This is a genomic window from Rubrimonas cliftonensis (assembly GCF_900107585.1).
Lineage (GTDB): Bacteria > Pseudomonadota > Alphaproteobacteria > Rhodobacterales > Rhodobacteraceae > Rubrimonas > Rubrimonas cliftonensis.
Genome location: NZ_FNQM01000022.1, coordinates 17,234 through 37,987, shown reverse-complemented (window position 1 = coordinate 37,987; position 20,754 = coordinate 17,234). Strand labels below are relative to the sequence as shown.

The window sequence follows — 20,754 nt, the reverse complement described above, 5'->3', positions numbered from 1 at the left end:
CCCGCGGGCAGGTCAAGACGCGACAGGGGCAGAGGCCGCTCGCGCTCAACGCGCAGGACAGCGGCCTTGATCTCCGCCGCCCCGGCGCCCGCCGCGAACAACGCAAAGGTCATCGATAGCGCAATGGCGCCCCGCATCGCGTGCTCCCTGTTTCGTCGGTTCATTCGTGACCGAAGATGGGCCCCAAGCGTCATGATCGGTCAAGCGTGACATCGCGGGCGCTCAGTTTCTGAGAAGCTGGCGCAGGAGGGGGCCTGAACTGATGCGGTGGATGCCCTCACCCAACGGCATCTCGCATGCCATGATGGTTGCATTGCAACCGAGCGGAAGGCGCATCGATGATGATGAAGATCAGCATGTTGGCGATCGACCTGGCGAAGTGCAGCTTTCAGGTCTGCCGTAGGGCCAGATCGGACGGTTCTATATGATTGGGTGCTGTCGCGGACACGGATGGCGGCGCTCCTGGCGGGGCAGCCGGCCTGCGTGGTGGTGATGGAGGCCTGTGCCACGTCGCATCATGGGGTCGCGTTGCGAACAGCACGGCCATGGGGTGCGGCTTGTGCCAGCGGCCTACGGGAAGCCGTTCGTGAAGCGCCAGAGTAAGGCGGATGAGCGGGGCGTCCAGTGGACGGCCCGCCCGCCGAACGACCGCGCGGATGCGGAGGCCGTCGCGGAGGCGGCGTCGCGTCCGGTCATGCGCTTTGTGGTGGTGAAGAGCGTCGGGACCCAGGTGTGGCTCGGCGCGGGGCTTCGACGCCGATCGTGTCGTAAAATATTGATATATCTATGCTTTTTGGTGTCACACTTCGGTGCTTGTTCACATCCATGAGGGCGCAGCCGGCTGACGCCGCGCGCGCTCATGCCGCGCGACCGCTCACAGGCTGCGCAGCCACGCGATCAGATCCGAGCGGTCCTGCGCAGTCATCCCGCCGTAGAACCGCGCGCGGTTCATCGGCGGGATGAACGCCGCGCCGTCGCGCCCGACGCCCTTCGCCAGCGCCGCGTCGAGCTCGGCGTCGGTCCAGTCGACCAGCGCCGCGCCTGCGAGCGCCGGGGTCGCGACGGCGCCCCACGGACCGCGCAGCACATGGCCGCCGGCCCCGGGCGTCTCGAGGCGCAGCGCGTCGTCGGCGTCGCGACCGTGGCAGTTCATGCAATAGGCGACGGCTGCGAGATAGGCGCCGCGCTCGGCGGGCGTCGCGGCGGGGCCGGGCGCGTCGGCGCGCGGCCATGTCTCGCCAGCAACTGGCGCGCGATAGGCCGGCGCCGGCATCGCGTTCGCCACCGGAGGCACGATCCGCAGATAGGCTACCACCGCGCCGACGTCGGCGTCTGCGAGGCTGGCGTAGAACGCCGACGGCATCTCGGGCGCGAGCGGTCGACCGTCCCTCCCGCGGCCCTTGCGGATCGCGGCGGCGATCTCCGCGTCGCTCCAGGCGCCGATGCCGGTGGCTGCGTCGGGCGTGATGTTGCCGGCGTGAACGGTGTAGCCCTCGGTCTCGATGGCGCGCGACCCGCCCGAGAGATGGCGCGCCGCGGCCTCTGGCCCGCGCGGGCTGTGGCAGGCCGCGCAGGCCATGACCTGCTCCACGAGGTAGCGCCCGCGCGCGACCTGCGTCGCGTGGTCGTTGCTTTCGGCGGCGGCGGGCGCAGCCGTCAGCAGCGCCGCGAGCGCGAGGCCGCGGCGCCGATGCCGATGCCGTGAAGCATTCACGGCCTTCGCGTCGGTCTCCATGCCGCAAGCCACCTTCCCTGATCCGCGCGGCGTCAGTCGAGGCTCTCGGCCAGCGTCTTGAGGCCCGCGAGCCCCTCGGTCACAAACGCCTCCATCGCGGCGACGGCGGCGGCGTCGTCCTGGGTCTCGTCGGGATAGTTGCCGGTGTCGGCGCGGTAGAAGTTGCTCGACCATGTCACGAGCGAACCCTCCGGCGCCGGCTCCACCTTGATGTCGCTGGAGTAGAAGCTCGCTGGGAAAGCGGCCGGGTCGGGCTCCTTGAGCCGCCAGCGCAGGGTGCGGGACGCGTCGTCGAGGTCGTCCACGCCCTCGACCACAGCGCCGCCAGCGGCAAAGGTCAGCGTCCGCAGCGCGCCGCGTCCCGGTCCGCCGGTAACCACCACGTCGGCGAGCGCGGGGTGCCAGACGCCGATCGCGGCGAGCTGCGCGATCAGCGGCCAGACGCGGTCGGGTTCGGCGGCGATGGCCGCCTCCATGCGCATTCGCTGCGGCGTTGGCCCGTGGGCGGCGGCGGGCGCGGCGGCGAGCGCGACCAGCGCGGCGGCGAGAAGGGATCTGATCATGCGGGGCTCCTTGGTCGATGGGCGCGCCGGCCGAAGCCGGGCGCGGGCAGATAGGCGAGGGCGAGCGCAGCGAGGCCTGCGGCGGCGGCGAGCCATCCTAAGGCGCGCGGACGGGAGACGACGCGCGGCGGCGCGGACGCGACCAGCGCCGCGCTCAGGGCCTCCGGTCCGTCGGACAAGCGCGCGTAGCCGAGGCCGTGGATCGTCGCGAGGCCCCGCAGATGGGCCTCGCGCAGCGCGCTCAGATGCTCGGCCCCGTCGAGGTCGGCCTCGCCGTAAGGGTTGTTGCGCGGGTGCCATCCGGGGCGGCTTGCGGCGTCGGACGGCGGTGCGCCCATGCGCATCGGCGCATGGTTGACGTCGTTGGGTCCGTAGAAGCCGTCCTCCTGGCCGTCGTCGTCGAAGAACGGAATCGGCGCGGGTGTCGGGCCGCCCACACCGACGGCCACGCCAGTCGCGGCGGGGCCGTCATAGCGCGGCGGGCCAGCGTAGGAGGGAACCGGCGCCTCGTGCCCGTCGGTGGCGAACACGACCGAGACGCCGAGCTCGGCGGCGCGCGCCATCGCATGGTGCAGCCCGCGCGCCACCATGCTGTCGCCCTCCCACGCCATGCGCCAGTCAAGCCCGGCCAGCACGCTGGCAAGCGCGTCGAACTCGGCGCAGACCTCCACCGGCTCCAGCAGGGTGAGGGTGCGGCGCTCGGTGAACACTGCGAGCCCGACGCGGGTTCCGCAGGGCTGGCGCGCGAGCCAGTCTGTGAGCATTCCGCGGGTCGCGGCGAGACGCGAGAGCGGTGCGTCCGCTGCGCCCATGTCGCGCGCGTTCATGCTGCGGGTGACGTCCACCACCATCAGTACGTCGCGAAGCGCGACCTCGGTCTCGAAGCGGGGGTTGGCGGCGGCGAGCGCGGCGAGCGCGGCTGCGGCCAGCGGCGGCGCGACGCGCGGCGCGCGGGAGAGCATTCGGGGGATCACGGCGCGCCCCGCGGCATGCCGGGCAGGTCGGTCCAGACCTTGCGCGGGCGGTTCTCGGGGTCCTCCGTCCCGTCCTGCCCCACGCGCGGCAGGTCGCGCACCAGCCGCTGGGCGAGGTCGAGGTTTACTTTGGCGTCGAACAGGCCCGGCTCCGCCTTCAGCGCAGCGCGGTAGGCGGCCTTGGCGAGTTGCACCTGCGGGATCGCTTCATCGCGCCTGGCCGCTTCGATCAGCATGAAGGCGCGCCGCATGCGGCCGTTGCCGAGGGTCAGTTGCGCGCCCGCCGCAAGGCTCGCCGGGCCGCGGGAGACGGCGGGCATCAGCGCCTCGGCCGGCTCGATCCGGTCGCGCGCCAGCAGGAACAGGGCGCGGGCATGGGCGGGATGGGGCGCGCCGTACGGCGAAACTGGCGCGTCGCGCCCCGCCGAGAGCGCCCGGACCGTGGCGTTCTCGCGCGCGAGCCGCATCGTCTCGACGCCGTTGGCGACAAACCCGCCGAGCCCCAGCGTCAGCAGCGCGCCCCAGATCAGAAAACCCGCGCGCGGCGTCATCGCGCGCCTCCGAGCGTGGCCCCAGGCGCGCGCACCGGCGCGGCGGGCGCGCACTCGGCGAAGGGGCGCTCGGCCAGCCGCGCGAGCGCCAGCAGGGCGGCGCAGAGCGCGGCGACGCCCCAGCACCAGGGCGCGAGGTCGCGGCGCGGGGTGGCGGCGCGGGTAAGGATCGGCCGCGCCTCCAGCCGGTCGATCTCCGCGACCGCCCGCTCGACCGCCGCGGCGTCCTCGGCTTCGAAGGCGCGATAGGGCGCGCCGAGCCGCTGCAGGAACAGGTGCAGGTGGCGCTCGGGACGCAGCTGAGGGCTGTCGATCTCGCCCGGCGCCGGCGGCTCGAAGATGCCCTTGGCGCCCTCCGTGCGCAGGTAGAGCCAGTAGATGTTGGTGGCCCGGCGCGCGGCCTCGGCGCGCAGCGTCTCCTGCACCTCCGGCGCGATGACAGCGGCGCCGTCCGAAACCAGAAGGACGGCGCGCGAGCCGGTCTCCGACGCCGCGTCCAGCATGCCGAGCGCCATGGCGAGGCCGCGCCCAACGTCGGTCTGCGACAGACCCGGCTCGTCGATGGCGGCGACGGCTGCGCGCACGGCGTTGCGGCTGTCGGTCATCGGCAGCGCCATCAGCGGCGCGGTGGAAAACTCGGCGACCCCGATGCGGTCATCCCCGCGCCGATCGATGAAGTCGAGCAGGATGCGGCGCGCGGCGGCGGACTTGCTCTCCTCGCCGCCGCCCGGGGCGCGCCCGGCGAAGCTGTTGTCCATGCTCGACGAGCGGTCGATCAGCAGCACGAGGCTGGCGCCGACGCCCACCCGCTCGACATGGCCGCCCGGCAGATGCGGCCCGGCGAGCCCAAGCGCCAGCAGCGCGAAGGCCAGCGCCCCGGCCCCCCGCAGCGCCCATGACAACGCCCGCGAGGCGGGATCGCGGGGCAGCAGCGCGAGGGCGGGAAAGGGCGGCCGGCGCAGGAGGGGGCGCAGGAACGGCAGCGCCGCGAGCGCGGCGAGCGCGAGCGCCGCCGGATGGTCGAAGCCGATCACGCGCGCCCCCGCTCAGCGTCGGCCAGCGCGCGCGCAAGCTCGGCAATCTCGGCCGCCGACGGGGCGGGGGCGGCAGCGAAGAACGCGGCGTCGGAGCGCGCGAAGAAGGTCCGCAGTCTTTCGGCGCAGTGCGCCAACTCCGGCCGGGCGCTCAGGAAGGCGTCCAGCCCGTCGGAGGCGAGCGCCCGCCCCGCAGCGGCGTCGAGCCCCCGGTGCAGCGCGCGCATCGCCGCGAGCCCGTCATCACCAAGCCGCGCCACCGCGCGCGCCGCCGCCGTCAGCGGCCGCGCCGGGCGCGGCCGAAACGGCGGCCAGGCCTGATGGCGCGCGAGCCCCGCCAGGGCCGCCAGCGCGAGCGCGGCGAAGGCGGCCGTGCGCGCCTGCGCGCCGCGCGCGTCCTGGCCGATGAAGTCCGCGTCGGGTCGAAGCTGGTCAGGCGACGAGGGCGCGAGGATCGGCCGGATCGGGGCGGTGACGAACGTGAAGCCAGGCGCCGAATAGTCGCGCGGCCCGTCCGGCCCGATCAGGCGCAACGGCGTGGGCGGCACGCGGCGCTCAAGCGGCTCGAGCGGGCTGTAGAAGGTCTGCCATTCCAGCACGATCTCGCCTTCGACCACCGTCACGGCGCGCAGGTCGAGCCAGTACTCCACCGCGCGCGGTCGCGGCAGCGACGCCGGATCGACGCGCCAGCCTTCCGGCAGCGCGAGCCGTTCCTCAAGCACGTCACCCATCCACCAGCCATGGACGCGCGGCGGCGTATGGACCAGCTCCTGCGCAGTCGCCGCCGCGCCGCAGAGAACAATGAAGGCCGCCAAGAGCGCCTTCACAGCGCCGCCTCTCCGAGCGCCGCCGCGAGTTCGGCGACGTCGATTTGGTCAGCGAGCATGATTGGCGCGCGGCCATGGGCGGCGAACACAGTCTCCAGCGCGGCAGCCGCGGCGACGCGCGCCGCTGCGTGGCGGCGCGCAAGCGCTGGCCGTGTGAGCGCCAGCCGCGCAGCGCCGGTCTCCGGGTCGACGATCTCCGAGACGCCCCATCGCGGCGCGATGCGGTCGAGCCCGGTGTCGCGCAGCCAGAGCGGGACGACGTCGCGACCATCCAGAGTTCCAAGAACGTCATCGAGCGCCTCGGGCGACAGCTCGAAATCCGAAACCAGGAACACCAGCGCCCCGCGCAGCGGCGTCTCGGCCGCCGCTGCGCGCAGCGGTTCTGCATCGCCCCCGCGCGGCGGCAGCGCCGCAAGCGCGTCGAGAATGGCGTCTGCGTCCGCGCGGCGGGTGGGCGGGCGGATCATGACCGCCGCCCCGTCGCCCGGCGCTGCGACGATCGAGACGCGGTCGCCCGCGCGGGCGGCGGCCTGGGCGAGTCCCGCGGCGAGGATCGCGGCCATCGCGCGGCGGTCGGCGGCGGCACTGGCGGCCAACGACCCCGACCAGTCGAGCAGCACGGTCACATCCACCGCCGCCGGGGTCTCGAAGCGCCGCACGAACACCTCGCCGAACGGGTCAAGCGCGCTGCGCCGAAGGTCGATCCGGCGCGGGTCGGGCCAGCGCATGAGCGGCGCGACGTCGGCGAAGGCGTCTCCGGCCCCGCGTTGTCGCCCGCGCTGACGGCCGAGCCGGGCGCCCGGCTGGCGCGCGCGCAGCCGCCAGGCCAGGGCCTCGAAGAGCGTCGCCGTCGCAGCGCCCGCGTCGGCTCCCACCGTGCTCATGCCGGGGCCGGGGTCCGCGCGAAAGCGGCGTCGATCAGCGCAGGCATCAGCGCGGCGCGCCGCCCTTCATAGACCGGGGCGAGGAAGGTGCGGTGGGCCATGACCGCCGCGAACACGGCGCGCACGTCCTGCGGCAGCGCCGCGTCGCGCCCCTCAAGCCACGCCGCGACGCGCGCAGCGCGCACCAGCGCGGCGGCCCCGCGCGGGCTGGCGCCGCCGCGGACCAGCCTCGCCATGTCAACGCCGGCAATCTCAAGCCCGGCGGCGATCGGGTCGCGCAGCGCTTCCCAAAGGCCGAAAACGTAGGCACGCAAAGCGTCGCTGGCCCCGACCTGCGCCTGGATCGCCTCGGCGGCCGCGTTCAGCCCGCGATAGGGCAGCAGCCCCTCGCCAACGGTCGCGATCAGCCGATCCACGTCGTGAAACCGCGTTTCGAAGGCCAGCGCCATACGGTCCGCAGGGTCTTCGGGCGCGGCGATGGCGATCTCCATGAGAAAGCGGTCGCGCGCGGCGGCGGGAAGCTCGAACGTCTCGTCGCGCTCGATCTGGTTGCGGTCAGCGAACACCTGCAGGTGCGGGAAGCGATGCTCGGCGCGGAAGGCGGTGACGCTGCGTTCGGCCATCATCCGCAGCAGGAGCGCGTGCACCTGCGGACGAGCGCGATTGATCTCGTTGAAGAAGAAGATCGACAGATCCTCGCCATGGGCGAGCGCGGGCCCGGGGTCCACCCGCGGTCGTCCATCCTCGCCGATCGAGGCGTCGTAGAGAAAGTCGCCGGGCATGAGGTCGATGGTGCCCTCGACGCGGGTGAACGGGCCGCCCACCGCGCGCGCGACGGCTCGCAGCAGCGTGGTCTTGCCGACGCCGACATCGCCCTCCAGCAGCACATGGCCCCTGCAAAAGACGGCGATCATGATGAGGCGGACGGCCCGGGCCTGTCCCAGCACCGCGCCGTTGAGCCCGGTCTCGGCGTCGAGCGCGCGTCGACGCCAGTCCGCGAGACTGGGCGGGGGTGATCCATCCTGGGGCATGAAGCACGCATCCACTGCGAGGGTCGGAAGAGGCGATGACCGCGCGCGCCGCGGGAGAGACGGCGCGCGCGGTTCCTCGGCGCGAGGCGATCAGTTGGCGCCGGGGATCTTCTTCACGTCATAGACGAACTCGCCGGTGGCCTTGAAATGCGCAACGCGGGCGGCGTTGCGCGCCTCCATGCCGGTGATGGATTCCTGCTGCTTGCTGAGTTCCGCCGGATCATGCTGCGGGTCGTACTTCGAGCCGGCGACCTGATCGGGATAGCCGGGCTTGGGCTCCCAGCAGTTGCCGGGCGCCTTGCAGTTGGTGCCGTCATAGGCCGACGCGGCGCCGGCGAGGGCGAAGGCGAACGCGGTGAGGGCGAGGGTCTTCATGGTGTTGTCCTCCTGGGTCTGGGTGTGTCGGCGCAGCGCCGGGCCGTCGTTGCAATAGTCCGCAGGCGGCCGCTGCGGTGGCGGCGCCCCGGCAGGGGCGCGGCCGGTCTCGGGGCGCGGGCTAGCCGCCAGCGCCGGGTTCGAAGGGCTTGAAGGCCGCCCGTTGCTCGGGGGTCAGCCAAATCGCGGTCTCGGGGGCGCCCGTGTAGAGGTGCCGGACCCAGGCCATCGCCAGCAGCATCTCGTCGAGCGTCAGCGCGCCCCACATCGGGCCCATCTGTCCGCGCGCGCCGCCGTAGACGGTGGCGAAGAGGCCCGCGTCCTCCTCGTTCTGGGGATAGCTCCAGTAGTCGTCGTTGAGACCCGGCCCGATCTTGCCCTCGGCGTAGTGGCCGTGGCAGCCCGAGCACATGCCGGCATAGACCTCCTCGGCCTCAGCCATCACCGCCGGGTTCTCGTTGTAGAGATTCACGCCCGTACTGAAGAAATGCTTCACCGCCTCGGTGTCGCGGCCCTCCTCCATGGCGTCGGAGAGATCAAGCGGAGTGCCCTCCGTGACGTGGTAGAATGTCTGGCCGGCCCAGACGGCGACGCCCGAAAGGGCGAGCGACGCTGACAGGGCGGCGGCAGTGTAGAGACGCGACATCAATTCCTCCGGATGCGGGGTCAGCTGCCGGCGGGCAGAAGGGGTACGCCCTCGGCCTCGAGAATGGCCCGGATCTCCGCAGCGCCGCTCTCGAGAGCCGCGTTGATCTCGGCGAGAAGGCCCGGTTTCTCCTTGGCGACGCCCACCGCCTGATTGTACTGCAGCGGGATGATTACCCCGTCGCTCCGCTCGATCTCGTTGCTGATCATCGTCATGCGCAGCGGGTCGGCGGAGTCGCGCACATAGCGCGCGACCTCGGGCGCGAAGGCGATCGCCAGATCGGCTTCGCGGCCTACAACTTCCTCGATCACCCGTTCGGCGGGAACGTTGATGTACTGGTTGCGGCGCGACTTGAAGTCGATCAGCCCGTAGGTGTAGGCGAGGTTGTCTTCGTAGCGGCCGGTGTACTTCAGGATGGTCTCGGCGGGAGAATGGAAGCGGTAGCTGAACCGCGTGAAGCCCGGGGTGTCGGCGTCCTGCCAGCGGGCGCCCTCGAAGTCGCGGTCGTGGCGGCTGACGAAGACATATCCCGTACGGTAGTACGGCTTGCTGCTGAGCAGGCGGGTGTCGCCCGCGTCAACGCCGATCACCACGTCGCAGATGCCCTGATCGACGCCGAGATGCACGAGGTAGATGGCGGGCTTGTCGATCCAGACATGCTGGAGGTCTCGGCCGGTTTCGCGCGCCAGAACCTCTGCGATCCGGTTCTCGAAACCGTCCCGCGCGGATGTCGAGAACGGCGCGTCCTGGGTCGATGAGCAGACGCGGAGCGGTTCGGCGGCATGGCCGGCGAAGGCGAGCGCGCTGAGCGCGGCGCCGGCGAGCAGTTGCGCAATTCGCATGATGGAGTTCCCTGCAGGTGGCGTTCGGGGGGTGAGACGTGGAGCCGGCGGAGAGATCCGCCGGCTCCCGCAGACTCAGGTCCTGTCGCCGTTCGGCTGGTACTCGCCCACGTTCGGGTCGCTGTAGGGGCTGATGCCGTCAAGCGAGAACACCATCACGCCGCCGCCCATCTGGGTGTACTCGTGCAGTCGCTGGAAGGCGCCCACCGCGCCGAGGCCGGCGGTCGGATCCTGAAGGTCGAACACGAGGCCCACGCCCGGCCAGCCGCCGACGCCGTAGTAGATCGCGACGTACTGCACGCCGTCATGCTCGTAGGTCATCGGGTGGCCGATGACGCCCGACGGGAGCTTGTGCTTCCACAGCAGTTCGCCCGTGTCGCTGTCGCGGGCCTTGAGGAAGCCGTCGAGCGTGCCGTAGAACGTGAGCCCGCCCGCAGTCGCCATGGTGCCGCCCCAGACGGAGAAGCGTTCCATGACCTCCCATTTGTAGTCGCCGGTGATGGAGTTGTAGGCCTTCACCTGGCCGAGCCCGAGGTAGTTCTGACGGTCGCCCTTCGGGCCGGGATACATCCAGAGGGTCGCGCCGACGAAGAACTGACCGGCGCGATAGGGAAGCATGAACGGCTCCCAGTCCATGCAGATGTGGTTGATCCCCATGAAGAACAGCTCGCGCTCGGGATCGTAGCTGTCATGGCCCTGGTTGTGGTAGCCCATCGCGGAGGGGCAGATGTCGCGCGCCTTGTGGTCCATCCGGGTGGCGAATTCGGGGTCGCGGACAGGCAGGCCGGTGTCGAGCTCCACCGTCTTGACCCAGTTCACCGTGTCGTCGAGCTTGTCGGCGGAGATCAGGTCGCCGTTGGTGCGGTCGAGCGTGTAGACGATGCCGTTGCGGTCCGGATGGGTCAGCAGCTTGCGCGGATTGCCTTCCTTGTCGGTCTGCTCGGACAGCATCATCACGTTGACGCCAGCGTAGTCCCATTCGTCATGCGGCGTCTTCTGATAGGCGAACTTGGCCATGCCGTCGTCCGGGTCGCGGCCCCAGATCGCCATGGTCCACTTGTTGTCGCCGGGGCGCATGGTCTCGTTCCACGGCGCCGGGTTGCCCGAACCGTAGTAGAACAGGTCTTCCTCGGGGTCGTAGGCGTACCAGCCCCAGTTGGTGCCGCCGCCGATCTTCCAGGCGTCACCCTCCCACGTCTCGGTGCCGAGGTTGAACTGGCCATAGTGCGGGTTGGCGAGGTTGAAGTCCTCAGCGAGGCGGATGTCCTCGTCGGGGCCAGTGGCGTAGGCGCGCCACTGCTGCTCGCCGGTCTTGACGTCGTAGGCGGTGACGTAGCCGCGCACGCCGAGTTCGGCGCCCGACGAGCCGACGATCACCATGTCCTTGATGACATAGGGCGCGATGGTCAGAGTGGAGCCGACCTTGATGTCGCTGTTCTCCATGATCCAGCGGGTCTCGCCGGTCTTGGCGCTCATCGCGACGATGTGGCCGTCGAGCTGCGTGCGGAAGATGAGCGGCTCGACGCCGTCATCGCCGGGCCAGTACGCCAGACCGCGGTTGACCACGTCGCAGCAAGCGACCGAGCGAGCGGTCGGGTTCTGCTTGGGCTTGTTCTGCCAGAGGATCTTGCCCGGCTCATTAAGATCGACCGCGAAGGTGGTGTTGGGGAACGGAGAGTGGATGTACATCACGTCGCCGATCACCAGCGGCGTTCCTTCGTGGCCATGCAGGACGCCGGTGGAAAACGACCACGCCGGGCGCAAGTTCCTCACGTTGTCCTTGGCGATCTGGTCCATCTTCGAGTAGTTGCCGGCGTTGTAGTCGCCGCCGGTCATCACCCAGTTCGTCGGGTCGTCGGCCATCTCGACGAGTCTGTCGTTGGCGCTGACGGAGGCGGCGGCAGTCAGTCCGACGATCAGCGCGATGACCGACGCGCCGTTCCTGCGATTGAGCTTCATGGGCGTTGCGCTCCCTTGCAACCTGTCATGGGCCGGTTTGCGCGCTTGCGGACGGACCGGACGCAACGGCGCGCCCTCTCCGACAAGCCTGCGGCTCCGGTGTTGTGAGCGGGCGGTTGGCGGGATCAGCGGCCCGCAACCGTTCGCTTCCGCCATCAAATAACAGTGAGAGTGAGGTGTCTGTAGGCCGGCCTCCCGAACTGAACGGGAAGTTCTTCCCGATCTGCCGGCAAACTCGCCCGCGACCGCCCCGTTGCTTGCGCAGTCCCGATCCGTCGCTACCGTGTATCGAAAGCGTCGTCCTTGAATGACGGACGCGACCAAGTGTGGAGGAAGCGGCGGTGGGTGCGTGGCGAGGCGCTGCGGCGCTGGCGCTCGCCGCGTCGGTCGCGGCATGCGACGACGGGGCGATAGAGAACCGGGCGGAGGACGCAAGGGCCGAGGTCGCGGCGTCGGCTTCGCCGTCCCCGGCGGCGGATGCGCCCGTGCGGCCAGACTGGCTCACCGTCGAGGACGACCGCCGCCCCGGCGCCTGGCTCGCGGCGCTCGACGGCGGCGGCGACGGGATCTCGACGGGCGACGCCGCGTTCTACGCGGCCCTGCTCACGCGCGCCGGACAACACTACCACGAGACGCCGCGGATGATTGCAAACCGCGTGGCGCAGCTGCACCGCGAGGTCGGCGCACTGGACGGCGGCGTCTCAATCCGGCGTCTGCTCGAGGACTTCGACTGGCGCGCCGGCAACGATCGCAATCAGACCCTCGGCGAGGTTGCGCAGCACTATCTGGTGCTGCGCCGGCAGGGCGAGAGCCACGACGAGGCGGTGCTCGACATCCGCGCAGCCTATCGCGCCAGCGATGACTGAGGGCGCCGCCACACCCGACCGCAAGCCGACGGCCTCGCTCAGACTGCTCGCCGTTTTCGGCGTCGCCGGATTGAGCCTGTCGCTCAGCGTCGTGGTCGGAACGATCTTCCTCACCAACGCGCGCTGGTCGGTCGAGGAAGAGATCGCGAGCGCCTACCGCATCGCCTCCGGCATCATCGAAGAGCGCAGCGCGCGCTTCTCCGACGCGCCAGACACGATGCTGGCTGCGATCGAACTGGCGCGGGAGATCGACCACCTGCGCCATGTCGCCGCCTACGTCACCGACCCGATCGGCGTCGTGCTTTCCGAGGGGTCGGGCGTTCCCCTCGAGCCGCGCGCCGCGCCGGAATGGTTCGCAGCCATGCTGGCGCCCGAGCCCCGCCTGAGTAGCTTTCCGATCACGCGCTACCCGAACATTTTGGGCAACGTGCGGCTCGTCAGCGATCCGGCGGACGAGATCGAGGAGGTGTGGGAGGACTTCAGGCTGGTCATGCCGACCATCGCCGGCGCCGGCATGGTCGCGCTGGCCTTCGCGCTCGCGATGATCCTCGCGATCCTGCGACGGCTCGGCGTCTGCCGCGACGCGCTAGACCGGCTCCGGGCGGGCGACGTCACGGCGCGCGCCCCGGAACAGGGACTGTCCGAATTCGCCGCGCTGGCCGAGGGCGTGAACGCGCTCGCCACCCATCTCGAAAGCGAGCAGCGCGAGAACGAGCGTCTCCAGCGGCGGCTACTGACGCTGAGCGAGGCGGAGCGCAGCCAACTTGCAAGCGACCTGCATGACGGCGTCGGGCCGAGCCTATTCGCCCTTCGCGTCGCGCTGCGTGACGCGCAGGTGCTCGCCCTGGACGCGCCGCCAATGCTCGCCGCCCCGCTCTGCGAGGCGCTTGGGGCGCTCCAGCGCCATGCCGAGGCCCTCCAGCGGCTGACGCGCTCGGCGATCGCGAGCCTGCGACCCATGCTGCCCGGCGACGCGTCCCTTGACGAGATGCTCGGCGAGATGGCTTGCTCCTTCATGGACATAGCTCCGAGCACCCGCATTGAGGTGGTGGCGCAACCCTTGTCGCTCGGCGAAGTCGTCGACCTCTGCATCTATCGGTTCGCGCAGGAGAGCGTGCTCAACGCCGTGCGTCACGGCAGGGCGCAGCAGGTCCGCATAGAGCTCGCCCCGGAGGCCGGACCAGCGCCGCGCCGCCTCGTCGTCCGCGTCATCGACGACGGGCGCGGGCCACCCAATGGCGTGACGGAGCCGAGTTACGGTCTGATCGGCATCATGGACCGCGCGCGGGCCATCGGCGCACGGTTCGTCCCGCCCCAACGCGCCGGAAACCGCACCGTCACCGAGCTGTCGCTGCCGCTTGACGAGACCAACAGGCCACCGCCGTCGGGCGCGACGCATCCGGAGAAGCAGCATGCCTAGCGTCCTGATCATCGACGATCATCCGGTCGTCGCCGAGGGCTGGGAGCGCATCGCCCGCGCATCCGGCGCCTGCGACGTCTACTCGGCCGCGTCTCCACTTGCCGGACTACGGGCCTACCGCGCCCATCGGCCGGACATGATCGTGCTGGACCTTTCCTTTGGCGACAACAAGATGGCAGGCGTGCGCCTGCTGCGGCGCCTCCGTCTCCACGACGCGCGGACGCCGGTGCTGGTATTCTCCATGCACCGCAGCCCGATCATCGCGCGCCGCGCGCTTGAAGCCGGCTGCAACGGCTTCGTCAACAAGGACAGCCCCCCGGAGGAGATCAACGCGGCCTTCAGCACCCTGTCGAGCGGCGGCTTCTACGTGTCTCCGGCTATCGCCACGCGCATCGCGATGCTCAGCCGACCAAGCTCGCCGGGGGCGGAGATCCGGCTCACCGAACGCGAAATGGAGATTCTCGGCATGCTCGCCGCGGGCCGCTCCTATCGCGAGATCGCCAGCGCCATCTGCGTCAGCTACAAGACCGTAGCCAATGTCAGCCATTCGCTGCGCGAGAAGCTCAAGGCGTCAAGCATCGCCGAGCTGGTGGTTAAGGCCATCGACTATTTCGACACGGCCTGACGCCCGATGCGCAGGCGACTTGGGCTGATGGCCGCAATAACGCAACTGCCGCCGCGCCCGTCATTGCCCAGAGACCGACTTTGAAAGGCGGCTTCTTGAGGAGCTCTCCAAAACCCCGGACATGGCGCAATGGATCGGCCACTACCCGATATGACAGGCGCAGACTTCAGGACGCGAGCGACCGCTCCTGCGAGAGCCGCCCACAGACCCCGACCGGCGTGTGTGGTTCAGCGGGAGTTGGACGAAGCTCGCCGGCTGCGCTCGCTGCGAACGGCGGCTCCTGCGCAGAGGCTGCCATACCCCCCGGTCGGCACCCGCCGTCAACGAACGGCAGGACCTGAGTGAGTCGTCCACAGGCTTCGACCGGCGGGAACGGCGCAGACGCGATTATTTGGCGCAGACGCGATTATTTGGCGCAGACGCGATTATTTGGCGGCTTCCCAGTCCTCCGTCCGCAGCCCGTCAACCTTCCCGAACTCCCGCATGTTGTGCGTGACGAGCACGAGCTCGCGCACCAGCGCCTGGGCGGCGATTAGCGTGTCGAACGGCCCGATGCGCTGGCCCCGGGCCGAGAGCGTGGCGTCGAGCTGGCCTGCGACGCGCGCGTCTTCGCGGGTGAAGTCTAGCGGCGTCGCGACGGCTAGCAGGTTATCGACGGACACCAGGTTCTCCTCCACGCGCTGGCTGCGCCAGGCGCCGCGGTAGAGTTCCTCCGCCGCAAGCATCGACGTCGACAGCGCGTCCGCGTGCTCGCGCATCTGCGTCGCAACAGGCGACTTGCTACCACGACGCAGCACCGAGATCAGCGCGTTGGCGTCGAGCAGGTACGCCATCAACGAAAGGCTTTATCGACGGCGCCGTCGTCCCATTCCGCTTGATCCCGGTCGGGGAAGACATCGTCGGGGTGCGCGGCGAGATGCGCGTCACGCTGTTGCAAGAACCGCTCCAACGCGTCCGGCCGGACGGGCCGGAGGACCAGCGTGTCGCCGACGCGCTCGATGGTCATTTCTGCGGCGTCGACCCGGTAGGCTTTGGGCAGTCGCACAGCCTGCGACCGCCCACTCATAAACACCTTCGCCGTGTCGGCCATGAGATCCTCCAATATATCTTTTCAGGATATATCACGTGCTCCGCAAGATCGGCAATGACGCCGTACAGGAACGCGACGCTGACCTTGCCGGCCGACGGCTCGGCCGCGGCGTCGACGATCAGGATGTCGCCCTCGTGGACGCCGCGGGCGCGCCATTCGTGGTCGAGGATGCGCACCGGGTAGAGGCCCGGCGCCTGCAGGTCCAAGAGCCGCGCCAGGTCGAGAACGATAGTTCGCTTTGAACAATGCGATCAGGCTGCGGCGTAGGGGATTTGCCGGCCTTGCGGCGGGATGATGATCGTCAGGATCAGGGTCACGATGGCGCGCAAGAGAGCCCTGAGGTGGGCGAGGATCTTGCGGATGTTGTGGCCGCAGCCGCAGAGGACGGCGAAGAGCGCATCGCCGAGGGTTCCCTTCAGGGCGCATCGCGCGAGCCTGCCGTCGGTCTTCATGTGGCCGATCTCGGGCTCGATGCTGCTTCGGCGCCGCAGGAGTTTCGCCAGCGCCGGCGTCAGGCCGCGCCGTGCGCCGCTGATCAGCACCTGGCTGCGCGCGCGGGGTGCGCGTTCGTCCTGGTTCTGGAGGGAAAGCGCTGGCGCCTGGCGCACTCGGATCTCCGGAACTTTGGCGCGAGCGGTCCGCTGGACGGCGACGCGGGCCTGAGGCTGGCCCGCGCTCTTGAATGTGATGCGGCGATTGCGGGCGCCATTGGGGCGCTGCTCGACGAGGTGGACAGGCTCGATGCGCTGCGTCCCGCGGCGTATCGCCGTCTCGGCGAGATGGAGACCGTGTATGGGTGCTTCGCCGACGTCGCGCGCGAGCGCGGCGTCGCTGTTCCCTCCATCGAGGCGTTCCGCGACTTCATCTTTTCGCGCGGCGAGATGCAGCTGGTGATGGCGGCGCTCCTCGGCTCCGGAAAGCCCGTGTCCGATCCGGCCGCGGTCGGGACGCCCCGGCGTTCCATCTCGGCGCGTCCCGCGGCATAGACGGACCGCAACCGCCGCCTCGCGCCCGGGCGGGCCCATCGAGCAGGGCAGCGCGAGGCAACCTCACCGTCGCCAGGGCGCCGCCGCGATGCTCACGGAAAGCCTTGGCTCCGTGCGCCCGAAGGGGGAGGGGCTTGCGGCGTGTCCGCCCGACGCCATCCGGTGACGCCAGCGGTCTGCGCCTCCAAGGGACGCGGACCGAGCCCGTAGGATCACGGCCACGCCATCTCGACCCGGCGGTGGACCAACCAGCTGGCGGGGAAGCCTGCCCATGGTCCGCCGAAGCGCCGCACGCTCAACGTCGTGTGGCAGCACGTATATTACTGAGAGGGGAGTTCTACCCGTCCCCCCGCTCGCCGTGGGCGGCAGCGCGGCCGAGGGCGAAAGCCCTGTCCAGGGTTTCGTCACGCCAGGCGTCGAACGCCGCGGCAACCGCGCCGCCGCGGCGATGGTCGAGGGCTGCGGCGAGCTCACGGACAATCTCGACCAGCGCCAGATCGCTCGCCTCCACCTCGAGCTGGCCGCCATCCCGGTCGCGGCGGTCGATGACGATCCGGCCCCGACTCGCCGCGATGATGAAGGCCGCACGCAGCGCCTCGGCGAGGCGAGCGGCGGTGAGGGCGGCGGCCCGGCGGCGGGCGAGCGTGGAGAGCCAGGTCTCGAGACGAGCGATCGAGACGGCGAAGCCGGGATTGTCGCACGCGCGGGGGTCGGTCCGGATCTGCCGCATCACCGCGGGCGCGATGTCCGACAGCAGCAGCGCGACAAGCGCTGCGACGGCGTTGAAGGGTTTGAGCGACATGGCGGTCTCCTCGACCCCCGGGGGTGCGGGACGAACGGGCAAGGGGGTCAAGACCGGGCACACCGCGCCCGGTTCGTTCGGGACGGCCGTCCCGACGGCTCAGCGCCGCCAGGCGGCGCTAGGCCGGGGGAAGTCCGGCCTGGGTGGCCAAGCATGGCGCGACGCTGGTCAGCGGCGGGCGCGGATCGTTTTTATGGGGGGTGCGCGCCTCGGAATTTCCCGCCTGAACCGACCTGCTCCCCAGCCGCCCACGACCGCGGCGCTTCACGGGGGAACGGATCCCATGACGACCACAGGCACCGCCTGCGTCGCCGAGGCGACCGCGTTCGCGCTGCTGTCCGACGCCGACGTCGCGGCGCTCGACGCGGCGCTAGAAGCCGGCATGGCGCGCATCGCGGCGGACGCCGCCACCACTTTTGACGCCCTTCTCGAGGCGCACTACGCCGAGCGCGACCGGCTCGAGGGGGAGGCGCACGCGGCGTTGCTGGCGCACCTGGCCTCACGCCGCGCGGTTCTCGCGCGGCTCGAGGCCGCCGCGGCGGCGAAGGATGCCGACGCGAAGCGTCCCGCGCCCGCCGCCGCCACGCCGTGCGCGAGCCCGATCGCGCAGCTTGAGGAGCCCGTCATGACCGACCCGAAGATCGCCGACGCCGCCGCCGCCGTCGCGCCGCGCGCGGAGCCGCAGCCCGACGCGACGGCAGCATCGATCGCACCGCAGCGGGGCGCCGCGACGGCCCCGGCAGGCTCAGCGCCGCTTCACGCCGAGCCGCAGCGCCGCCATGTCGGCGGGCGCGAGGGCGGCGACAGCGGCCTGCGCGGCCGTCAGGGCCCGCGCCTGGGCGGCGAGCTCGTGCAACCGCGCGAGCGGCGCGTCGAGCTGCGCCGCCGCCATCGGGCTGCGGGACGCGGCCACGGCGAGGGCGCGGATCACCGCAGCTAGGTCGCGGCCCGTTGCTGGCGACCACGGCGTCTCGGCAAGGAAGGCGGCGACGAGCCGGCGCGCCGCCTGGCGCCCGCTCGCGTCGGCGTGGCGCGCCGCGAGCCGGGCGAGCGCGCCGTCGGCTACGGCGATGCGGGCGTTGACCGTGAGCGCGCGAGCGCGCGCGGCGGCGTCGGCGCGCAGCAGGGCGAGACTTTCGGGCGAGCAGAGAGCGATGGCGTCGGACATGGTGGAACCTTCCGATGGCGCCGGGGACAATACCCCGGCTCAAGGCTTCGCCGACGTCGCCCGCGCCGGCCTTCCGCGCGCCGCCGCGCCACCGCCCGCTTTCTTCCGCTTTCGGCGCAGGCCGCGCGCTCGACGACAGCTGCGCCCGAGGGAGCCGGCGTCGCGCGTGCGGTCAGCGCCCCGGACCTGCGCCCTGTCCTCCGATGGGCTGGGGCTCGGGCGCCCCCGCCGCGGCGGGGCGGGAGCGTCCGTGGTCCCGCGCGGCGCGGGTCACCTGCGCGAGCCCGCCAGCCATGCCTTCGCCAGCCGCGCGGCGTCCGGGCCGGCGCGGTGCGGCGCCCGGATCAGGTTCAGCTGCTCGTAGACGGCGTCGAGCGCATGGGCCGTGAAGGCGCCGTGCGTCTCGGCGTCGAAGTCCCGCAGGATGATTGCCGGCGGCTCGGGCAGCGTCGCGAGCAGCCGATCGAGCCAGCGCTGGTCGAATTCCGGCGCGTCGGACAGCACCAGCGCATCGGACATGAGGGCGGCGAAGCGGCCGGCGACGGCCCCGGCGGGCGGAGCGGTCGCAAGCTCGGCGAGCGGGATGCCGTGCACCGCGGCGCTCTCCGCCGACCATGCCGCAATCGGCCAGTCCGGGTCGGGGCGAATGAGGGACGCCTCGACGCGGATGGCGCCGTCGGCGATCCAGGCAAGGCCGACCTCGATGGGCCAGCTGTCCCGGTGGAGACCGCTGGCCTCGAAGTCCAGGAACACGAAACGCATCACATACTCCCTGGTTGGTGAACACGAAGGACACGCGGCGGCCGCGACGGCATGGCCGGACCGCCGCGGCCACCGCTGAGGTCGGAGGGCGGCCCGCCGATGGCGTTACGCCGTGCCGCGCACCTCGGCTCTCGGATCCCCGGCGTCCGCCATGGCCTCGACCAGCGCGAACCGCCGCGCGCTGAAGCGATCGATGACATCGGTGTCCCGAAGCAGGTCGAGCGCCCTGACGGCGGCGACGGCGAGGTCGAGCGCGCGCGTAAGGTCGGCCCGCACGGCGACGTCGACGAAGCGGCCCTCCGCGTCGGGGCTCGGCAGCAGTCGGACGATGGATAGCCGCCAGACCGTCTCCAGCACGTGCGCCAACCGCGCTGGCTCCAGAGCGACGGCGTCCCACCCGGCGGCGAGATCGGCGACCCAGGCCCGCACGCAAGCGAGCAGCGGCTCGCGGGCCGCGTCGTCGCCGGGCTCATCGTCGAGGCTGCGGGTCAGCGCCGACAGCACGTGCTGGCGCAGGAAGCCCCCGCAGATGTCGAGGAAGGAAACGTCGGTCATGGGGGTGGTCTCCGCGCTGCGACGGACGGGAATGTCCGGTCAAGAGCGCGCGGCGGCGCGAGAAGGCGCGTGCGGCGAGATCGGCCAGGCGGACGGACCCGACGCCGAGGGCGCCGGATCCGGAGGGGTCGCCGCGCCGTCGACGCCCGCAAGCGCGCGCGCCGTCGCTGTTCCGGCGGCTGCCTGCGTCGCGACGGCTTACCAAGAGAGCCGTCGGACGCGGCCGGCGCGCCGCCCGCCTGCCGGGGGAAGAGCATGCGCGTGTCGCCGGCGCGAACTTCCGACGTCGCGGTCATGACGACCGGCCGCTTCCTCGCCGGCTGGCCGTCGCCCGGTCCGCCCCGTCGTCTCCCGGGAGCCGCGCCGCCGCCGCGCCGGCCTCACCAACAGGGCCGGCGCGGCGGCGGAGAAGCGACCCGGCATGTCGCGCAACGATGGGCGCGTGCCCGCCTTGATCGTGAGCCGCGCGACGTCCGTGATCGGATCCGCAGGCCGCCGCCGTCGATCGAACTACACCAGTGCGGCGGCGCGCCGGAGCCTCGCATGCCCGGTTCTGGAGAAGACGACGCCCAGCGATTCCAGCAAGCCCTGCATTCCGCCCTCCACGATCCCGCTCGGAGTCCAGAAGCGGTCGACGACGTCCATGATCGCGATACTCTGGAGCGTCGGCAAGGCGTCGATCCGCCGGGCCAGGTTGAGGTTGTCGTTCGGCGCATCGTCGTGGACGCCCTGCGCCAGCAGCCGGAGCTGCATTCGGGCGCTCTCCTCGAACCAGGCGCGGCGCCCCGAGAACCCGCCGTTGTGCGCCTCCAGCACGGCGACCCACTCCCCCAGCGAGAGGTCGACCGCGACGAGCGCGTCGGCGACGGCGATGGCGAACAGCTCGGCGACGAGGCCGGGGCGATCGGACTGAACGGACATGGAAAGACGCTCCTTCTTGACGCCGTGTCGATCGCGGCGATGACGAGGTGGGTTCCGCGCCGCGCAAGCGGCGCAGCGTGGTGCGCGCCGCTGGGCGCGAAAAGGTCGGCCGGACCCGCAGGTCATCCAGAACTGTTG

General features: G+C 71.3%; 23 protein-coding genes and 1 pseudogene. 5 read left to right on the top strand and 19 right to left on the bottom strand.

Going from position 1 to position 20,754, the window contains the following annotated elements:
• Positions 1 to 874: 874 nt before the first annotated feature.
• The 12 genes from BLW43_RS19370 to BLW43_RS19315 all read right to left on the bottom strand — a co-directional run bounded on the left by BLW43_RS19370 (position 875) and on the right by BLW43_RS19315 (position 11,421).
• A complete protein-coding gene (locus tag BLW43_RS19370) occupies positions 875 to 1,735 on the bottom strand; it encodes a cytochrome c (RefSeq protein WP_093255993.1) in 861 nt (286 codons plus the stop codon).
• A gap of 32 nt (positions 1,736 to 1,767) precedes the next feature.
• Positions 1,768 to 2,298 carry an SRPBCC family protein gene (locus tag BLW43_RS19365; RefSeq protein WP_175479010.1) on the bottom strand — a complete coding sequence of 177 codons (531 nt, stop codon included), beginning with the start codon at positions 2,296 to 2,298 and terminating at the stop codon, positions 1,768 to 1,770.
• A complete protein-coding gene (locus BLW43_RS19360; RefSeq protein WP_093255989.1) occupies positions 2,295 to 3,260 on the bottom strand; it encodes a vWA domain-containing protein in 966 nt (321 codons plus the stop codon). The genes BLW43_RS19365 and BLW43_RS19360 overlap by 4 nt, the downstream gene beginning before the upstream one ends.
• A gap of 8 nt (positions 3,261 to 3,268) precedes the next feature.
• On the bottom strand, positions 3,269 to 3,823 hold the full coding sequence (locus BLW43_RS19355; RefSeq protein ID WP_093255988.1) for a hypothetical protein: 555 nt from the start codon (positions 3,821 to 3,823) through the stop codon (positions 3,269 to 3,271).
• A complete protein-coding gene (locus BLW43_RS19350; RefSeq protein ID WP_245731139.1) occupies positions 3,820 to 4,857 on the bottom strand; it encodes a vWA domain-containing protein in 1,038 nt (345 codons plus the stop codon). Before BLW43_RS19350 ends, BLW43_RS19355 begins: the two co-directional genes overlap by 4 nt.
• Complete coding sequence (locus BLW43_RS19345) at positions 4,854 to 5,684, bottom strand: nonribosomal peptide synthetase MxaA (RefSeq protein ID WP_245731138.1); 831 nt, start codon at positions 5,682 to 5,684, stop codon at positions 4,854 to 4,856. Before BLW43_RS19345 ends, BLW43_RS19350 begins: the two co-directional genes overlap by 4 nt.
• Positions 5,681 to 6,568 carry a DUF58 domain-containing protein gene (locus BLW43_RS19340; protein ID WP_093255986.1) on the bottom strand — a complete coding sequence of 296 codons (888 nt, stop codon included), beginning with the start codon at positions 6,566 to 6,568 and terminating at the stop codon, positions 5,681 to 5,683. Before BLW43_RS19340 ends, BLW43_RS19345 begins: the two co-directional genes overlap by 4 nt.
• On the bottom strand, positions 6,565 to 7,599 hold the full coding sequence (locus BLW43_RS19335) for an AAA family ATPase (RefSeq protein WP_093255985.1): 1,035 nt from the start codon (positions 7,597 to 7,599) through the stop codon (positions 6,565 to 6,567). Before BLW43_RS19335 ends, BLW43_RS19340 begins: the two co-directional genes overlap by 4 nt.
• Positions 7,600 to 7,689: 90 nt before the next feature.
• The gene (locus BLW43_RS19330; protein WP_093255983.1) at positions 7,690 to 7,974 is read right to left on the bottom strand and encodes a methanol dehydrogenase; all 285 of its coding nucleotides are present in this window, start codon (positions 7,972 to 7,974) and stop codon (positions 7,690 to 7,692) included.
• Between the two features lie 121 nt (positions 7,975 to 8,095).
• Complete coding sequence (gene moxG, locus BLW43_RS19325) at positions 8,096 to 8,620, bottom strand: cytochrome c(L), periplasmic (RefSeq protein ID WP_093255982.1); 525 nt, start codon at positions 8,618 to 8,620, stop codon at positions 8,096 to 8,098.
• Between the two features lie 20 nt (positions 8,621 to 8,640).
• Positions 8,641 to 9,462: a methanol oxidation system protein MoxJ gene (gene moxJ / locus BLW43_RS19320; protein ID WP_093255980.1), complete on the bottom strand. Its 822-nt coding sequence runs from the start codon at positions 9,460 to 9,462 to the stop codon at positions 8,641 to 8,643.
• A gap of 75 nt (positions 9,463 to 9,537) precedes the next feature.
• The gene (locus BLW43_RS19315) at positions 9,538 to 11,421 is read right to left on the bottom strand and encodes a methanol/ethanol family PQQ-dependent dehydrogenase (protein WP_093255979.1); all 1,884 of its coding nucleotides are present in this window, start codon (positions 11,419 to 11,421) and stop codon (positions 9,538 to 9,540) included.
• 341 nt (positions 11,422 to 11,762) lie between these two features.
• Here BLW43_RS19315 and BLW43_RS19310 point away from each other — a divergent pair, with 341 nt between their 5' ends.
• From BLW43_RS19310 to BLW43_RS19300, 3 genes are read left to right on the top strand one after another with little or no spacing between them, the layout of a single operon-like run.
• Entirely contained in the window at positions 11,763 to 12,287 is a 525-nt protein-coding gene (locus BLW43_RS19310; RefSeq protein WP_139284152.1) for a hypothetical protein, read from the top strand.
• Positions 12,280 to 13,707: a LapD/MoxY N-terminal periplasmic domain-containing protein gene (locus BLW43_RS19305; RefSeq protein WP_093255976.1), complete on the top strand. Its 1,428-nt coding sequence runs from the start codon at positions 12,280 to 12,282 to the stop codon at positions 13,705 to 13,707. The genes BLW43_RS19310 and BLW43_RS19305 overlap by 8 nt, the downstream gene beginning before the upstream one ends.
• Complete coding sequence (locus BLW43_RS19300) at positions 13,700 to 14,332, top strand: response regulator transcription factor (RefSeq protein ID WP_093255974.1); 633 nt, start codon at positions 13,700 to 13,702, stop codon at positions 14,330 to 14,332. Before BLW43_RS19305 ends, BLW43_RS19300 begins: the two co-directional genes overlap by 8 nt.
• A gap of 425 nt (positions 14,333 to 14,757) precedes the next feature.
• Here the strand turns inward: BLW43_RS19300 and BLW43_RS19295 are convergent, their stop codons facing one another.
• Together BLW43_RS19295 and BLW43_RS19290 are read right to left on the bottom strand one after the other, a co-directional pair.
• A complete protein-coding gene (locus BLW43_RS19295; RefSeq protein ID WP_093255973.1) occupies positions 14,758 to 15,165 on the bottom strand; it encodes a type II toxin-antitoxin system VapC family toxin in 408 nt (135 codons plus the stop codon).
• Positions 15,165 to 15,422 carry an antitoxin gene (locus BLW43_RS19290; RefSeq protein ID WP_093255971.1) on the bottom strand — a complete coding sequence of 86 codons (258 nt, stop codon included), beginning with the start codon at positions 15,420 to 15,422 and terminating at the stop codon, positions 15,165 to 15,167. Before BLW43_RS19290 ends, BLW43_RS19295 begins: the two co-directional genes overlap by 1 nt.
• A 35-nt stretch (positions 15,423 to 15,457) precedes the next feature.
• Between BLW43_RS19290 and BLW43_RS19285 the strand changes: the two genes are divergently transcribed.
• A complete protein-coding gene (locus tag BLW43_RS19285) occupies positions 15,458 to 15,664 on the top strand; it encodes a hypothetical protein (protein ID WP_093255970.1) in 207 nt (68 codons plus the stop codon).
• A gap of 9 nt (positions 15,665 to 15,673) precedes the next feature.
• On the opposite strand, the pseudogene BLW43_RS19280 reads toward BLW43_RS19285, so the two are convergent.
• Both BLW43_RS19280 and BLW43_RS19270 read right to left on the bottom strand, forming a co-directional pair.
• A pseudogene (locus BLW43_RS19280) lies at positions 15,674 to 15,970 on the bottom strand (IS5/IS1182 family transposase); the annotation flags it as partial.
• A 775-nt stretch (positions 15,971 to 16,745) separates the two neighbouring features.
• The gene (locus BLW43_RS19270) at positions 16,746 to 17,210 is read right to left on the bottom strand and encodes a hypothetical protein (protein WP_093255966.1); all 465 of its coding nucleotides are present in this window, start codon (positions 17,208 to 17,210) and stop codon (positions 16,746 to 16,748) included.
• Here BLW43_RS19270 and BLW43_RS19265 point away from each other — a divergent pair.
• Positions 17,209 to 18,150, top strand: a complete 942-nt coding sequence (locus BLW43_RS19265) for a hypothetical protein (RefSeq protein WP_175479009.1) — start codon at positions 17,209 to 17,211, stop codon at positions 18,148 to 18,150. The genes BLW43_RS19270 and BLW43_RS19265 overlap by 2 nt on opposite strands.
• 498 nt (positions 18,151 to 18,648) lie before the next feature.
• Here the strand turns inward: BLW43_RS19265 and BLW43_RS19260 are convergent, their stop codons facing one another.
• The 3 genes from BLW43_RS19260 to BLW43_RS19250 all read right to left on the bottom strand — a co-directional run bounded on the left by BLW43_RS19260 (position 18,649) and on the right by BLW43_RS19250 (position 20,616).
• On the bottom strand, positions 18,649 to 19,140 hold the full coding sequence (locus tag BLW43_RS19260) for a 3'-5' exonuclease (RefSeq protein WP_093255963.1): 492 nt from the start codon (positions 19,138 to 19,140) through the stop codon (positions 18,649 to 18,651).
• Positions 19,141 to 19,245: 105 nt separating this feature from the next.
• Entirely contained in the window at positions 19,246 to 19,695 is a 450-nt protein-coding gene (locus tag BLW43_RS19255; protein WP_093255962.1) for a hypothetical protein, read from the bottom strand.
• A gap of 510 nt (positions 19,696 to 20,205) precedes the next feature.
• Positions 20,206 to 20,616 (bottom strand): hypothetical protein, encoded by a 411-nt coding sequence (locus BLW43_RS19250; protein ID WP_093255961.1) that lies wholly within the window; start codon positions 20,614 to 20,616, stop codon positions 20,206 to 20,208.
• Between the last annotated feature and the right edge of the window lie 138 nt (positions 20,617 to 20,754).

What these genes read in the sequence shown, in the direction of transcription:
- BLW43_RS19370 (WP_093255993.1), bottom strand. Translation starts at nt 1,735, where the DNA reads ATGGAGACCGACGCGAAGGCCGTGAATGCTTCACGGCATCGGCATCGG.
- BLW43_RS19365 (WP_175479010.1), bottom strand. Translation starts at nt 2,298, where the DNA reads ATGATCAGATCCCTTCTCGCCGCCGCGCTGGTCGCGCTCGCCGCCGCG.
- BLW43_RS19360 (WP_093255989.1), bottom strand. Translation starts at nt 3,260, where the DNA reads ATGCTCTCCCGCGCGCCGCGCGTCGCGCCGCCGCTGGCCGCAGCCGCG.
- BLW43_RS19355 (WP_093255988.1), bottom strand. Translation starts at nt 3,823, where the DNA reads ATGACGCCGCGCGCGGGTTTTCTGATCTGGGGCGCGCTGCTGACGCTG.
- BLW43_RS19340 (WP_093255986.1), bottom strand. Translation starts at nt 6,568, where the DNA reads ATGAGCACGGTGGGAGCCGACGCGGGCGCTGCGACGGCGACGCTCTTC.
- BLW43_RS19335 (WP_093255985.1), bottom strand. Translation starts at nt 7,599, where the DNA reads ATGCCCCAGGATGGATCACCCCCGCCCAGTCTCGCGGACTGGCGTCGA.
- BLW43_RS19330 (WP_093255983.1), bottom strand. Translation starts at nt 7,974, where the DNA reads ATGAAGACCCTCGCCCTCACCGCGTTCGCCTTCGCCCTCGCCGGCGCC.
- moxG (WP_093255982.1), bottom strand. Translation starts at nt 8,620, where the DNA reads ATGTCGCGTCTCTACACTGCCGCCGCCCTGTCAGCGTCGCTCGCCCTT.
- moxJ (WP_093255980.1), bottom strand. Translation starts at nt 9,462, where the DNA reads ATGCGAATTGCGCAACTGCTCGCCGGCGCCGCGCTCAGCGCGCTCGCC.
- BLW43_RS19315 (WP_093255979.1), bottom strand. Translation starts at nt 11,421, where the DNA reads ATGAAGCTCAATCGCAGGAACGGCGCGTCGGTCATCGCGCTGATCGTC.
- BLW43_RS19305 (WP_093255976.1), top strand. Translation starts at nt 12,280, where the DNA reads ATGACTGAGGGCGCCGCCACACCCGACCGCAAGCCGACGGCCTCGCTC.
- BLW43_RS19300 (WP_093255974.1), top strand. Translation starts at nt 13,700, where the DNA reads ATGCCTAGCGTCCTGATCATCGACGATCATCCGGTCGTCGCCGAGGGC.
- BLW43_RS19295 (WP_093255973.1), bottom strand. Translation starts at nt 15,165, where the DNA reads ATGGCGTACCTGCTCGACGCCAACGCGCTGATCTCGGTGCTGCGTCGT.
- BLW43_RS19290 (WP_093255971.1), bottom strand. Translation starts at nt 15,422, where the DNA reads ATGGCCGACACGGCGAAGGTGTTTATGAGTGGGCGGTCGCAGGCTGTG.
- BLW43_RS19265 (WP_175479009.1), top strand. Translation starts at nt 17,209, where the DNA reads ATGGCGGTCTCCTCGACCCCCGGGGGTGCGGGACGAACGGGCAAGGGG.
- BLW43_RS19270 (WP_093255966.1), bottom strand. Translation starts at nt 17,210, where the DNA reads ATGTCGCTCAAACCCTTCAACGCCGTCGCAGCGCTTGTCGCGCTGCTG.
- BLW43_RS19260 (WP_093255963.1), bottom strand. Translation starts at nt 19,140, where the DNA reads ATGCGTTTCGTGTTCCTGGACTTCGAGGCCAGCGGTCTCCACCGGGAC.
- BLW43_RS19255 (WP_093255962.1), bottom strand. Translation starts at nt 19,695, where the DNA reads ATGACCGACGTTTCCTTCCTCGACATCTGCGGGGGCTTCCTGCGCCAG.
- BLW43_RS19250 (WP_093255961.1), bottom strand. Translation starts at nt 20,616, where the DNA reads ATGTCCGTTCAGTCCGATCGCCCCGGCCTCGTCGCCGAGCTGTTCGCC.